The organism is Anaerolineales bacterium (assembly GCA_003105035.1).
Taxonomy (GTDB): domain Bacteria; phylum Chloroflexota; class Anaerolineae; order Anaerolineales; family UBA4823; genus FEB-25.
The window spans coordinates 120,286-133,882 of the sequence record PQAL01000033.1; the positions used below are offsets into that span (position 1 = coordinate 120,286).

At 51.7% G+C, this 13,597-nt stretch carries 13 protein-coding genes; 10 read left to right on the plus strand and 3 right to left on the minus strand.

Annotated features, from left to right (window positions below; genetic code table 11):
- Window positions 1-185: 185 nt before the first annotated feature.
- The 6 genes from C3F13_13580 to C3F13_13605 all read left to right on the plus strand — a co-directional run bounded on the left by C3F13_13580 (window position 186) and on the right by C3F13_13605 (window position 7,977).
- Window positions 186-1,118, plus strand: a complete 933-nt coding sequence (locus C3F13_13580) for an ABC transporter ATP-binding protein (protein PWB51468.1) — start codon at window positions 186-188, stop codon at window positions 1,116-1,118.
- A complete protein-coding gene (locus tag C3F13_13585; GenBank protein ID PWB51469.1) occupies window positions 1,115-1,843 on the plus strand; it encodes an ABC-2 type transporter in 729 nt (242 codons plus the stop codon). The genes C3F13_13580 and C3F13_13585 overlap by 4 nt, the downstream gene beginning before the upstream one ends.
- Before the next feature lie 140 nt (window positions 1,844-1,983).
- Complete coding sequence (locus tag C3F13_13590; GenBank protein ID PWB51470.1) at window positions 1,984-2,829, plus strand: hypothetical protein; 846 nt, start codon at window positions 1,984-1,986, stop codon at window positions 2,827-2,829.
- A 164-nt stretch (window positions 2,830-2,993) separates the two neighbouring features.
- Window positions 2,994-4,139, plus strand: coding sequence for a serine hydrolase (locus C3F13_13595; protein PWB51471.1), 1,146 nt, complete (start codon window positions 2,994-2,996; stop codon window positions 4,137-4,139).
- A 45-nt stretch (window positions 4,140-4,184) separates the two neighbouring features.
- The gene (locus C3F13_13600; GenBank protein PWB51472.1) at window positions 4,185-5,153 is read left to right on the plus strand and encodes an aldo/keto reductase; all 969 of its coding nucleotides are present in this window, start codon (window positions 4,185-4,187) and stop codon (window positions 5,151-5,153) included.
- A 172-nt stretch (window positions 5,154-5,325) separates the two neighbouring features.
- Window positions 5,326-7,977 (plus strand): haloacid dehalogenase, encoded by a 2,652-nt coding sequence (locus C3F13_13605; protein PWB51473.1) that lies wholly within the window; start codon window positions 5,326-5,328, stop codon window positions 7,975-7,977.
- Between the two features lie 102 nt (window positions 7,978-8,079).
- Here C3F13_13605 and C3F13_13610 read toward each other — a convergent pair whose 3' ends face one another.
- A complete protein-coding gene (locus C3F13_13610) occupies window positions 8,080-9,099 on the minus strand; it encodes a hypothetical protein (protein ID PWB51474.1) in 1,020 nt (339 codons plus the stop codon).
- A 134-nt stretch (window positions 9,100-9,233) separates the two neighbouring features.
- Window positions 9,234-9,671: a hypothetical protein gene (locus tag C3F13_13615; GenBank protein ID PWB51475.1), complete on the minus strand. Its 438-nt coding sequence runs from the start codon at window positions 9,669-9,671 to the stop codon at window positions 9,234-9,236.
- 180 nt (window positions 9,672-9,851) lie between these two features.
- Here C3F13_13615 and C3F13_13620 point away from each other — a divergent pair, with 180 nt between their 5' ends.
- The 3 genes from C3F13_13620 (at window position 9,852) to C3F13_13630 (ending at window position 12,030) form a co-directional block, all read left to right on the plus strand.
- A complete protein-coding gene (locus tag C3F13_13620) occupies window positions 9,852-10,421 on the plus strand; it encodes a hypothetical protein (protein PWB51476.1) in 570 nt (189 codons plus the stop codon).
- Between the two features lie 102 nt (window positions 10,422-10,523).
- The gene (locus C3F13_13625; protein ID PWB51477.1) at window positions 10,524-10,871 is read left to right on the plus strand and encodes a sulfurtransferase-like selenium metabolism protein YedF; all 348 of its coding nucleotides are present in this window, start codon (window positions 10,524-10,526) and stop codon (window positions 10,869-10,871) included.
- Between the two features lie 40 nt (window positions 10,872-10,911).
- Window positions 10,912-12,030, plus strand: coding sequence for a peptidase (locus tag C3F13_13630; protein PWB51478.1), 1,119 nt, complete (start codon window positions 10,912-10,914; stop codon window positions 12,028-12,030).
- Between the two features lie 123 nt (window positions 12,031-12,153).
- Here the strand turns inward: C3F13_13630 and C3F13_13635 are convergent, their stop codons facing one another.
- Window positions 12,154-12,624, minus strand: a complete 471-nt coding sequence (locus tag C3F13_13635) for a GNAT family N-acetyltransferase (protein ID PWB51479.1) — start codon at window positions 12,622-12,624, stop codon at window positions 12,154-12,156.
- Between the two features lie 184 nt (window positions 12,625-12,808).
- Here C3F13_13635 and C3F13_13640 point away from each other — a divergent pair, with 184 nt between their 5' ends.
- Complete coding sequence (locus C3F13_13640) at window positions 12,809-13,372, plus strand: hypothetical protein (protein PWB51480.1); 564 nt, start codon at window positions 12,809-12,811, stop codon at window positions 13,370-13,372.
- The last annotated feature ends 225 nt before the right edge of the window (window positions 13,373-13,597 follow it).

Below are 13,597 nucleotides of genomic sequence, written 5' to 3' on the forward strand. Positions count from 1 at the left end.
TACTTGACCTTTCCTGGTTAATGGTTTGATGGCTTCACCATAATCACCGAGGTGATGAGACCGTCCTGGTTGGTGTCGTTCTCAATCGATCAGCTTTACAGGGCATCCTGGCCAAGATCAACGACCTGGGATTAACGATTGTTTCGATAGTAAAAATTAGTAAACTTGAAAGGGAGGAATGAATTATGGATAAAATGGCGATCCGTGTTCAATCACTGACGCGCGACTTTGGTAATGTGCACGCCCTGGATAGCCTTTCGCTGGAAGTCCCTGCCGGGATCGTTTTTGGTTTCCTGGGACCCAATGGTGCTGGTAAAACTACCACCATCCGTTTGTTATTGGGGTTACTTGAGCCCACATCGGGTCAGGCTGAGGTGCTGGGCTATGATACCCGGACACAGGGTGGTCAGATCCGCTCCCAGGTGGGCGCACTGCTCGAAAATAATGGCATTTACGAGCAAATGAGCGCTGAGGATAACCTGGAGTTATATGGCAGGGCGAACTTGATTCCAGCTGCGGACCGGAGGCAGCGAATCCAGCAGTTGTTGAATGAGATGGGCTTATGGGAACGACGCAAAGACCTTGCTGGAAGCTGGAGCAGAGGTATGAAGCAACGGCTGGCGCTTGCCCGGGCCATCCTGCATCATCCCCGTCTGGTCTTATTGGATGAGCCGACCGCAGGATTGGATGTGCAGGCGGCAGTGCAAGTGCGTGAGAGTCTGTCCAGTCTAGCGGAAAGGGAAGGGGTGACCGTCTTCCTGACCACCCACAACATGGCCGAAGCAGAAAAGATCTGCACTCAAATCGCGGTCATCCGCCGGGGGCGGCTGGTTGCCCTGGGTGCTCCCGATGAGCTGCGAGCAAAAGCGGGCAAACTGCAGGTGATCATCAGCGGAGGAGGATTTTCTGAGCAGGTGCTGGATATGCTGCGGAAACGGCCTGATGTGGAATCGGTTGAAAAGCAAAACCACCAGCTGGTGATTCAGATGCACACTACCCCAGACATCCCAACCTTGGTTAACCTACTCGCAGGCGAAGGGGTGCAGGTGACTGAGGTAACCCAAGGAAAAGCCAGCCTGGAGGAAACCTACCTGCTATTGATGGAGGAAGAAAAATGATCACCGATATCATGACAATCATTTGGAAGGAAAGTAAGGGCTTGCTAAAGCAGGGCAAGGGTCGTTCCAAGCCCATCCTGATCCTGCTGACGCCGGTTTTGATGTTTGGGATCATCCTCCCGATCCAGTTCCGGGAAGAATGGCTGACAATGGCCTGGTCACTGGCTATAGCATTATTCACACCATTGATTCTGATTGCGCCAACCATTTGTGAATCTTTTGCCGGCGAGCGCGAGCGACACACACTGGAGACTCTGCTTGCCAGCCGCTTGCCAGATCGCAGCATTCTTTTTGGGAAGATGATCATCCCCATTCTTTACGGTTTTGGAATGACGGTCTTTCTTTTGTTAATGAGCTTGATGGTTGTGAACCTATTGATTGGGGAAGGAAAGTTTCAATTCTACCCAATGAATATCCTGATCACTGATCTTGGATTTAGCGCTTTATTCTCAGGCTTGATGGCGACCCTGGGCATCCTGGTTTCACTTCGATCAGCAACCGTGCAAAGTGCTCAGCAGATGCTGATGATGATCGTCATCATTCCAATTTTTGGGCTCCAGGCGCTTATCTTCTTGTTTCCCATGGAAAAAACCAGGGAATTCCTGGGGAGATTCGATCTCAACCAGTTCCTGCTGATTTTTCTAGGAGCCATGCTGCTGGCAGATGTTGTCTTGCTCTTGGCTGCCATGGCCAGGTTCAAGCGATCCCGGCTCATGCTCAATTAGGACGGGGTAAGTCGCATATATTCCTCACCGGTCAAACTTAAGCAAATCGACGATTCGGCAAATGCTTCAACGAAATTGCCTTAAGAAAAGTGGGAATATCGATTTTACAAGGAGAAAAACGTCTCTAATAGGAGGCTCCTATGGAAAACAGCGAGAGAAATGTGAAGATTGACATCCCAACGCTGGTGGCAATATCGATCATTACCTGGGTGTTAGCGGTTTCTTTGCATGAAGTTGTTGGCCACGCGCTGACTGCAGTTTTTTTGGGGCTGGATGTCAAACTGGCAACGTCTACTGGAGTGGAAATTCTTTCAGACCAGGTGTCGTATGACCTATGGAGTACATCGAATGTAAGGACGCTCCTTGCTGCGGGGACGGTGATTAACTTTATCACCGGGGCAGCCGCGTTACTTATTCTGCACTTTCGGAAACCAACCTCCAAAGCGAAGCAATATCTCTTATGGCTGTTCGCAACATTCAGTTTTGTTATTGTGATCATGTACCTTGTTACCACAACTGCCATTGGCGCAGGTGATTGGATTGTCGTTGTACAAAATTTGAATCCGAGAAACCTATATATAGGCATCATCATTGGCATAGGGATTTTGCTTGCCCTTCCATGCTACGCATTGCCATTAAAGGAATGGATGCCTGACATGAAAGGCAACCGCCTGACGCTACTCAAAATTACCTTTATACCCGTAATAGCACTCACCATAACTCAAATTCTTTCGACTTTGAGAAGCCCTTACCTAAAAGAGTTGGGAGGGCAAAATCCAATGCTGGCTTCTACCTTTGTCTGTATTCACCTTGTTTTATGGGCGATCCTGGTAAATTTGATCCCTGTTCCCCGTTCATTGAGGGAAATTGAGAGCATTAGTTTAGGGCGATCCCCGATCTGGCTCGTCACTGGCATCGTGTTTTTCATTTTCTTTGTATTCATTCTTGGTGCTGGCATCGGACCTCTTAGCGGGTTGGGAGATTGAGGTGGTAATCGAGCTGCCAAACACAAGCATTCTACTTATTCAATCCTTGCATATTGATTTATGATATTGTACAGGCATGAGCGAAGTTCTCATCAGATTTGCAGATGATGTGTGGACACAGTTGACTTCATTAGCAAGGGGCTATTTCGAAAAGTTGATGTTGGATGGAGTATTTAGTCGAAGAGGGTAATATGACAGATCTTCCAAAGGTGATAGAAACAATTGAACATGGCTTGCTGAAACCAAGCGGTAAAAGTAGCCGACCACGAAAGAAAATGGAACTAAGCCAGCGTATGGAATATTATAAAGTACCTGGCATCAGCATTGCCATCGTGGACCAGGGAGAGCTGGCCTGGGCAAAAGGGTATGGCGTAATGGAGGCTGGCAAGGAGAGAGAAGTAGCTGCAGAAACGATCTTCCAGGCTGCTTCGATCAGCAAGCCGGTGACAGCCATGCTCGCTCTGCACCTGGTGGAGGCGGGGCTGCTTGACTTGGATGCAGATATCAATGATAGCTTACGCTCTTGGAAAATACCGGATAATAAATATACCCGGCTGCTTCCGGATGGTACACAATTGAAAGTCACTTTGCGCGGTTTGCTTTCCCACACCGCTGGGATGGGAATCAGAGGCTACGTCGGCTACCCAGCTGGTAGGTCACTGCCTACCTTGCTGCAGATTCTGAATGGCCAACCACCAGCAAACTCAAGGCCTGTGCGGGTGGTTCAGGCACCTGGGAAAGCTTTTAGATACTCTGGCGGTGGATATGTTGTGGTTCAACAACTGATCGAAGATGTGACAGGCAGATCCCTGACCGATCTTGCTCAGGAGAATATTTTCGACCGGCTTGGCATGTCAAGCAGCACATTCAATCACTTGCTGCCCGAAATTTATCTCCCAATGGCTGCCACTGCCCACCGTAAGAGTGGGGAACCAATTCCAGGTAAATGGCATACCTATCCTGAGAATGCCCCCGCGAGTTTATGGACTACCCCATCGGATTTGGCACGCGTGATCATCGAAATGATCAAATCTTATAATAATGAGTCAGCCCAGGTACTCTCACCACAAATGACTCAACAAATGCTCACACCGCAGATGGGCATCGCTACCATGGGATTGTATATAATCAAGTCGGGCGGCAGGATCAGGTTCGAGCACCCTGGATGGAACGAAGGTTTCCACTGCCTAATAATCGGTGACCTGACCACTGGCCAGGGACTGGTCTGGATGACCAATGGGGAGAATGGTAAGACCCTGGGTTGGGAGGTGACCCGTGGTGTGGCCAATATCTTTGGATGGTCGTGGTGAGCTGCCTGTGGAAAATCCTTTACGGAGATATATTCAGTACCTCAAATGATGGAATCGCGTAGATTGGGACGGAGTGGCATTATCGTCAGCCCATTGGGATTAGGTACCGCTCGCATGGCGGGATTGGGCTGGCGCGAAGACATCGCGCCTCAAGTCACTCCTGATGCAAAAAGGGAGGCTGTTCGTGGGATTCAGGCAGCGGTTGACATGGGCATCTCCTTATTTGACACCGCAGAAAATTATGGCCAAGGTGTGAGTGAGAGCATTCTGGGAGAGGCGTTGCAAGGCCGTCACTCCGGAGTTGTGGTGGTAACTAAGTTCGGCGAAGATCCCATCCCGGGCCAGGAGGATCCAAGGTCGTTGGAGGCTGCAGTCGTTCAGCAGAAATGCGAAGCCAGCTTGCGTCGCCTGATGTTTGATTGCATCGATCTTTATCTATTGCACCGCCGGGATTACCCGCTCGAGCGAGCTCCGGAGTTGATGCAAGTGCTCGAAGACCTGGTACACGCAGGCAAGATCCGCTATTATGGCTGGAGCACTGATGACATTGAGCGGGCCAGGCTGTTCGCAGGCGGAGAGCACTGCACTGCCATCGAGCATCGCTTGAATATATTCAACGATAATCCAGGTATGCTCGAGCTCTGTCAGGCACAGAACCTGGCCAGTCTGAACCGAGTTCCACTGCTCATGGGAGTGCTCTCCGGCCGCTGGTCGACCTCCACGAAGCTTAAAAAGAGCGACCCGCGTGCGGTATGGTTTAGAGACGAGGGCTTCTTGAAGCTGTTAGCCTGTACGCAGCAAATTGAACCGTACCTGCGAGCTGATGGTCGTTCATGTGTACAAGGAGCGTTGGGGTGGGTATGGGCACGCTCTCCTGTAACAATTCCGCTGCCAGGGTTTCGCAATATGAAGCAAATGAAAGAAATAGCGCAAGCACAGAAATTTGGCGCGCTGCCTGTAAATGCTATACAGGCCATCAACGCGCAATTGATGGTAATGGGGATATTTAGCTAAAGTTGGTGCTTATTAATTCCATGTCGATCATGGGCGATAAAAGATATAAAAGACGATAATTTTCTTGTTCCTTTTATTTTTCTCTATAGCACCAACAAGCAGAGGTTATGCTCGCAAGTGTTACAATTCACTTTTGATAACAGAGTGCGACAGTATTGAATGTAGATCAGATATGACAATTTGGCATAATCTAAGTGTTCAACAGGTTTGTGACCAGTTAGAAGCACCAGCAGTGGGGCTATCAGATGAGGAAGTCCAGGCAAGGCTGAGGCGCTGGGGCAGCAACCGTCTGCAAACCCGTAAAACGATTTCCCCAATAAAACTGTTCTTCAAGCAATTTGCGAACTACTTCATCCTCGTGCTCATTTTCGCAGCCGCCCTGGCTTTCGCAGTCAGCTTCCTGCCCGGGCAAGGTGAGCGTAAGCTGACCGCCTACTTCATCCTTCTAATTATCCTGGTCAGCGTGTTGCTGAGCTTCTTCGAGGAATATCGCTCGCAGCGCGAGCTGGAAGCACTGGGAAAGCTCTTGCAGTTCCACACGACTGTGTTGCGCCAGGGAGTACGGCGAGAGGTTGACGCTGAGCAGATCGTTCCTGGAGATATTTTAGTCTTATCACAGGGCCAGAAAGTAGCAGCGGATGCCCGTTTAATTGAAGCACACAGCTTACGGACGGATGAATCGACATTAACTGGTGAAAGCCTGGGGGTTGATAAGGGCGTTGAGCCAGTCCCGACCGATACAATCCTGGCAGAGCGCTCGTGTATGGTATATGGGTCAACATTCGTCACCCACGGTAGCGGGCTGGCGGTGGTGGTGGGCACCGGGAGTGCTTCGGAAGTAGGGCAGATCGCCACCGCCCTGGGAGTGATGAGTGAGCGGATGACACCCTTCCAGGTGGAGGTACGCAAAATGGCGCGCCAGATGACCTGGATCATCGGTTTTCTGGCGGTCCTGGTGGCAGCTATCCTGTATTTCGTTATGCATGAACCCCTGGTGGATGTGGCACTGAACACCCTCAGCCTGGCGGTTGCCACGATCCCTGAGAGCTTGCCGATTGTGCTGACCTTCGCCTTATCGCTGGGAGCGCGACAGATGAGCCGCCGTGGGGCGGTGGTGAGGAACCTGTCGGTGGTCGAATCGCTGGGGAGTGTGGATACGATCTGCACTGATAAGACTGGCACCCTCACCCAGAACCAGATGGCCGTGCAGCAGCTGATGGCTGGCGGTCAGCTGGTGAGCCTGGATAAAGATTTAAATTACGATGGGGCAGTCAATGCCTTGCTGCAGTCAGCCGTCTTATGCAATGAAGCTTCGATCGATGGCGGGGAGGGTGGAAAAGCATTGGGCGACCCGGTGGACACCGCTCTGCTTACCGCTGCCCAACAGGTGGGGATGGATATCGACCAATTACGTACCAGCGCTCCACGGGTGCAAATGATCCCGTTCAGCTCGGAGCGCAAAATGATGACCAGTGTCCATGAGCTGGACGGGCAGCTGGTTGCCTTCACCAAAGGTGCCCCAGGGATCGTCCTGGCTCACTGTTCTGTGTGTGAAGCTGGGGGGCATAAGTACTCGATGGATGACCAGCGCTGCCAGATTGTGCGGAAAATAATCCAACAGCTGCAAGGGCAGGGAATGTACGTGCTGGGCATGGGAAAAAAGCAATTGGCCAGTGACTATGATCGCTCCCAGGTGGAGCAAGAAATGAGCTTCATGGGATTGCTGGTGCTCATGGATCCGCCGAGACCGGGTGCGGATGAAGCCATCGCCAGGGCGAAAACAGCCGGAATACGCGTGGTGATGATCACCGGCGATAACGGCCTGACTGCCCAGGCGGTGGCAGGCAGGGTGGGGATTGGTCAGCATGTGGTGGATGCCCGAAACCTGGAGGGACTGACTAATTCCGAGCTATTTGAAGAGGTGCGGGATGTAGATATCGTCGCCCGGGCAACACCCCAGGTCAAGCAGATCATCCTGCAGGAGCTGCAGAAAGAGGGTCACTTCGTCGCCATGACTGGCGATGGGGTGAATGATGCCACTGCCCTCAAGCAGTCGGACGTAGGGGTGGCGATGGGCATGCGTGGTACCGATATCGCCAAGGAATCATCCATGATGGTGCTGCTGGACGATAATTTTGCCACCATCGTAGATGCCATCCAGGAAGGCCGGCGCATCTTCGATAACATCCGCAAGTTCACCAACTACCTGCTCAGTACCAGCCTGGGGGAGGTGTTCGTGGTGCTGATGCTATCGATTTTCGGGTATTTCCCCCTTTCAGCGGTCATGCTGCTGTGGATCAATGTGGTCACAGACCTGATCCCGGCCAGCGCCCTGGCAGCTGACCCGGCAGTGAAAAATGTGATGAAACGCAGGCCTCGTCGCCACAATGAACCGATCATGAACAAGGCGATTTATGCCACCATTGCTGGGAGCATCTTCCGCACGTTGATTGCTTACGGGCTGATCTTCTGGGTAGGCCTGCAGCTGGGTGGATTGGTCTACGCCCGCACGATGTTATTCACTGCCATCGTGTTGCACGCCTTCACTCGCGTAATGGTGGTCAGGCAGCTGGATGACCTTTCAATCTGGTCGAACCCGGCTTTACTGGTTAGCTATGCTGTGGCCGTAGGCTTGCAGGTGCTGGCACTATACACCCCCCTGCGTAATGTCTTCGGCGTGGTGCCGCTTGGCTGGCAGGCTTGGGTGGTTATGGTCGCCGTTACTGCTGCCTCATCATTCTTTGGAGTATATATGACGCGCTGGATCCTTAAATTAGTGCCACTGTGGGATGATAAAGGGCCCGCAACCGAAGGGCAGGTGTAAAGACTTCAGGGCGGATGGTGTGGTCAGTCGGGGTGAAGCATCCGCAACTGGTAATCATGGAATCTTCGACCCAAATTGGGTATGCTTTGCTCTTACATTGAGTCAGGGGGAAGCTTTGAGCCTCAGCATGCGGAAGGTGGATTCAAGCTCGAGGGCGTGCCGGTTGCGCGGCATTTCTCCCAACCCCATGTGCATACCGCCATACAGGTAATAACCCTGTTTTTCGCTCAGGTAGCGGGGTGGGAAGCAGTAGGTGCCGCGCTCAGTCCGGAAGGTTTCCAGGTGGGCCAACCCCTGGCTGAACCAGGCACTTTTTCGGCCGCTAGCAAAATGCGCCATCAGTTCGAGGAACAGCACCAGCTTCTCGGGCAGGTTATCACCCGGTAAACAAGCCAGGAATACGCGCCCGGCTGCATAGGGGCGGTGTAAATGGGCGTTCCAGATATAACCATCGGAGATTTCCTGGAAGCGGGGATCGAGCAGATACAGGACGATCTGCTCAACCTTCTGCTGGGTGAGTGGATCATCTTTGGGCAGATAAGCCATCAGATACAGGTCATAGCAGGTGGGTAAGCCGAGATATCCCCAATGGCTGTTGAAGTGTGGCCGATAAAAGAGTTTTGTGTCGCTGTGCATCGAATGTTGGCTGGGTGGCAAGCGCTGGCGTTCTGTTGCGCTCATGAAGAAATCGTAATCCTGCCTGCGAGCCAGCTCATAGAGCAGGTCGATGCGTTGTGCGATCCAGTATGCCACTCGCGGCTCAGCAAAGTACCCCAGACGCACCAGGAATGGTACCAGAATAAGGGCTTCTGCGTGGTAAGCCTCGCCATCCGCGATGGCAAAGTAAGGTGATACGTGTTCATCCAGGTCAGCCATCCCAGCCCGGAAGCCATATTCAGCCAATTTCGCTAGCACATTCTCAAGCGAGGCATCCATCGAGTGGTGCACCGGTCCACTGCCGAGCAGACCCAGCCAGTGATGCACTTCCTCGCAAACCAGCAGGTCGGCCAGAAGTGCCTGCCTGTTCTGGGAGTGATCCTCCACCTTTAATTGTGATGCTGTCAGCCAGCGCAGGATTGGACCACTTTCGTTCAATAAATGATTAATCGGTGAAGTATCCATAGGGAGGGTTGGTAAGAACACCGTTAACTATAACATGATGGGTCAAATATCAAATATGGGAGTAAATTTATTAATAAAAAGCAGCACTATGGTTCGGAGCTCCACAGTGCTGCTTTGAAAACTACCCTTTGTTCTTATTGAATGCAAGTCAGCTTAGCACCTGCCGTAACACGCGTGGCTGTGTAGGTTCCATCGAGTAACGTCGCATGGACGCTAACCTTTTGGTCGACAAGAAGTTCATCGAAGGTGATTGGTGTAGCTGCACCATCTGGATTGCGCAGCAGAAAGCGCGTGCCATCCGTGGTTTGGATGGTCACCGTCTGACTTATTGAGGGATTTCCGAGACGGTTTCCACAAGCCACATTAACAGTGATAGTGCGAGCATTAGAATCCAAGCTGGTGATCGTACCGGAAAGGGCAAAGGGAGTACGAACCCCATTTCCAAGTTGAACACCAGTACTGTTGCCATTTGCTGAGCCATTATTTGCCGGTCCGGGACCTTTGGCAAAAGCCGGGACAACTGCGAGGGCCAGCATGAGAATTACCAGGCCTATTCCTAATAGTTTTTTCATAGCTATTCCTTTCAAGAAATGAGATGGGTAGTGCAGTTTTGCACTTTTCTACTTACTATGACGTGTATTTAGATAATTAGATATGGGATGAATATAATATTCACAGAATATTCACAACCCGCATGGTTATAATTGCATGCGGAGTGAAAGCATGTCATGGAAACTTCTCACGATAGTCTGATGCATCGCCCTGAACAGTTACGGCGCGAAGCTGATACCCTGCTGGAAAGGGTCAACTTGCTTTCTCTGGTCAGCCCATATGGCCGGGTGGTATTCACCGGTAGCTACTACTTGAACGTCATGGTGTATCCTGACCTGGATTTATACCTGCCGTTGATCACGCTACCGCAGTTATTTACGATCGCAGCGCAAATTGCAGAGTGCAAGCTGGTGACCCAAGTAGTGTATGAGCCGAGTGATGATCCTGTGAACCTGCCCGGGGGTCTTTATTTAAAGGCGCGTTTTAATTACGGAGAATGGGGCAGACCATGGAAAATCGACATGTGGTGTCTGCCGCAAGATGTGATCCGGCGCAAGATGGCAGAGATGGAGCATTTTCGAGAGAAGCTGAGCCCAGAGATACGAGAGAAAATCATTCAATATAAATTATCGATCCTCACCCTCCAACACCGCACCCCCATGTATAGTGGGTATTACATATATAAAGCATTCATCGATGAGAACCTGGAGGATTATGAGCGTGTGACTCACTACCTGGAGGCAAACGGTATCCATATGGAGACTCACTGATTTAACCAAATCTTCAATGCTCAAGTTTAATCTATTCATAAGCTTTTTGAAGCTAATTATCGACGATACTAAGGCATAATAGAAATTAGTACTTGGGAGGCAATGATGCCAGATACTGATACGGTGCTCTTATTTACCCACAATGGCCTTGGGCACGGGGAGCAGGCTTTACAACATAAACTGGCAGGTACATACCTGAAGCTTTTGGATGAGCACAACCTGCTGCCAGGGGCGATATGCTTCTATACCGAGGGTGTATATCTGGCTGTTGAAGGCAGCCCGGTGATTGAAACGCTGCAATCCCTTGAGCGCAAGGGTGTGCCACTGATCTTGTGCTCCACCTGCTTGAATTATTACAATATTATGGACAAGGTGAAGGTGGGTATCGTGGGTGGGATGGGCGACATCCTGGAGGCACAGCAAAGGGCTGCCAAAGTGATCAGCCTCTGATCAGCCTCATCCGGGGGAGAGCGTATTCGGGAGGTGTGTGATGAAAAAGAATACGATTTACCTGTTCCAGGTGAAGGGCATCCCGATCGGGCTTGACCCGTCCTGGTTTCTTGTATTCGCCCTGGTGACCTGGATCCTGGCGGTTAATTATTTCCCATCAGAATTCAAGCAGTGGAGCCTGGTTCAATTTTGGTTGGTGGCTGCAGTGACAGCCATCCTGTTCTTCGTGAGCGTATTCCTGCATGAGCTGGGTCACTCGCTGGTTGCCTTGGGCTACAAGTTGCCCGTGAAGAGCATCACCCTGTACATATTTGGAGGGATTTCGGAGATAACTTCCTCGCCGGCCAGCCCGCTGCAGGAATTTGTGGTTGCCGTAGCTGGCCCGTTGACGAGCTTGCTTTTGGCAGCGTTTTTCTATGTGATACAGGTGCTATTTCAGGGTATCGCCCCGGTGTATGCCTCTGCCAAATACCTGGCTTACATCAACGCTTTGCTGGGCGTCTTCAACCTCATCCCGGGATTCCCGTTGGATGGGGGTAGGGTGTTTCGGGCCATCGTATGGGCGGTCACGCGTAACTTGCGCCGGGCAACGGAGATCGCCGGTTACCTGGGGCAGGCGATTGCCTTCATTTTCATCTTACTGGGGGTGTGGCTGTTATTCCGGGGAGACTGGATCAACGGCTTATGGATCGCCTTTATCGGCTGGTTCCTTGAGAGCGCGGTGGTAGGACAGGTGCAGCAGGAACGCATGCATGACCTGCTGGCTGGCCATACTGTGGATCAGATCATGAGCCGCTCGTGTGTGATGTCCCCGGCAGAGATCACCCTGCAGGAGCTGGTCAATAGTTACTTCCTGGGCCAGGGGCAGCGCTGCGTGGTGGTCATGCGCCTCGAGCAACCCGTGGGATTCCTGACCCTGCATAATATTCGTGAGCTGCCGCGTGAGCAGTGGGCCTCCACCCAGGCCTGGCAGGTGATGACCCCCATGGACAAGGTGAAGGTGACCGGTCCCAAGGTGGAGCTGGTGAAAGTTTTGGAGGAGATGGGGACTGATGGAGTGAACCAGATGCCGGTGATGCAGGATGGACAGGTGGAGGGCATGCTGACCCGCGAAGATATCGTTAATTACATGAAAACCCTGCAGAAACTGGAGAAGTAAGCTTGATTTCAGCCAGGTGATGTGGAGTGCTGATTGGATTTCAGGGGAATATTCCTTAGGCCTGATTACCAGGGTCGGTGCTACAGCCCTTCATCATAAACCATTTGCCAGGCATGCAAGCTCTTACAGGTCGATGCGCATTACGGCTTCATTGCCCATAAACTCACCCGTGAGGGTGAAACCATAATGGCGGTAAAACGGCTCGGGACCATCGTCACCTGGGTGGCAGCTGAGGGAGAGCGCGTGGGCATTGGGCCGAGTGCGTACATGGGCGATCAACAGGTCAAGGGCTGTTTTGCCGAAGCCGAGTTTCTGATAATGGGCATCGACCATGAAACGCCACAGGAAATATTCGCTCTCTTCCGGGTTATCGTACAGCATCAGGAAACCCACCGGCGTCTCGTCGGCATAGATAGCCCGAAACCAGGCCTTGGGTTCGAAATAAGCCTCGGCAATGGAGACCGAGTTGGGTGCAACGAAATGCTTTTGCACCTCACTAACATCCAGGCGGCAAATGACCCTGACGGTATCCGCGGTCACCTCGCGTAAACTGACGACCGAATTTCTGTTAATACTGGCGGGTTGATCGGTCATAGGATACTCCTCGGGATTGTAAGTATGTTTCAAGTGATCGCATAAATGGACTACTTACTATACAAGACGATATGCATTTTGCCAAGGGAGATGCCAGCCAAATGCGGAATTGCCTGGCGCAGTCCTATTTAGCCGGCATGTTATAATCCAAACCTGCGGTAAAACCAAATATTAATAGGTTCATATGCCATTTTGGACTATCTTCCTCATCGCCATAGGCCTGGCCATGGACTGTTTTGCAGTCTCGCTGGGGGTAGGGACTGCCGGCACAGCTGCAGGACCACGACCAACCTTCCGTTTGTTTTTCCACTTTGGCCTGTTCCAGGGTGGGATGACCTTGCTGGGCTGGCTGGCAGGCAAGACGGTTGTAACCTATATCTCCAACCTTGACCATTGGGTGGCGTTTGGTCTGCTGACCTTTGTGGGCGTGCGCATGATCATCGGCGGGCTGCGTAAGGAAGGGGAGCAGCCAACCATCCCCGATCCGTCACGCGGTCTGACCCTGGTGATGTTGAGTGTGGCCACCAGCATTGATGCTCTGGCGGTTGGGTTGAGCCTGGCACTGCTCTCGGTGAACGTGTTTTGGGCGGCGCTGTTGATCGGCGGTGTATCGGCTGCATTATCGTTAGCAGGTTTAATGCTCGGAAACCAATTGGGGACGCGTTTCGGCAAGTCGATGGAGGTACTGGGCGGGATCATCCTGATCGGGATCGGCTTGCGAGTGGTGATCACACACCTGGTAGGGTAACTGGTCGACTGTAAGCGTCGTACCCTGGTCATAAACGATGTATCAACCTCATATATAGCGCTTTCCTATGCAACCAATAAACAGTTTATAATTCCTAGAGTTCACAAGCATGGTTCCATACGGGCAATTGTCTGGGAATATCCCATATCTCACATCCTGGGCGATCGGGCTCACCATTTTATTTAAACCAACCATGATAGAAGTCTTGCTTTTTTATTCTTATTT

Bases quoted from the DNA above. Each gene is read 5' to 3' on its own strand.
- C3F13_13625 (PWB51477.1), top strand. From the start codon at position 10,524: ATGATGCCAGATACTGATACGGTGCTCTTATTTACCCACAATGGCCTT.
- C3F13_13615 (PWB51475.1), bottom strand. From the start codon at position 9,671: ATGAAAAAACTATTAGGAATAGGCCTGGTAATTCTCATGCTGGCCCTC.
- C3F13_13605 (PWB51473.1), top strand. From the start codon at position 5,326: ATGACAATTTGGCATAATCTAAGTGTTCAACAGGTTTGTGACCAGTTA.
- C3F13_13640 (PWB51480.1), top strand. From the start codon at position 12,809: ATGCCATTTTGGACTATCTTCCTCATCGCCATAGGCCTGGCCATGGAC.
- C3F13_13580 (PWB51468.1), top strand. From the start codon at position 186: ATGGATAAAATGGCGATCCGTGTTCAATCACTGACGCGCGACTTTGGT.
- C3F13_13600 (PWB51472.1), top strand. From the start codon at position 4,185: ATGATGGAATCGCGTAGATTGGGACGGAGTGGCATTATCGTCAGCCCA.
- C3F13_13585 (PWB51469.1), top strand. From the start codon at position 1,115: ATGATCACCGATATCATGACAATCATTTGGAAGGAAAGTAAGGGCTTG.
- C3F13_13620 (PWB51476.1), top strand. From the start codon at position 9,852: ATGCATCGCCCTGAACAGTTACGGCGCGAAGCTGATACCCTGCTGGAA.
- C3F13_13630 (PWB51478.1), top strand. From the start codon at position 10,912: ATGAAAAAGAATACGATTTACCTGTTCCAGGTGAAGGGCATCCCGATC.
- C3F13_13595 (PWB51471.1), top strand. From the start codon at position 2,994: ATGGAGTATTTAGTCGAAGAGGGTAATATGACAGATCTTCCAAAGGTG.
- C3F13_13610 (PWB51474.1), bottom strand. From the start codon at position 9,099: ATGGATACTTCACCGATTAATCATTTATTGAACGAAAGTGGTCCAATC.
- C3F13_13635 (PWB51479.1), bottom strand. From the start codon at position 12,624: ATGACCGATCAACCCGCCAGTATTAACAGAAATTCGGTCGTCAGTTTA.
- C3F13_13590 (PWB51470.1), top strand. From the start codon at position 1,984: ATGGAAAACAGCGAGAGAAATGTGAAGATTGACATCCCAACGCTGGTG.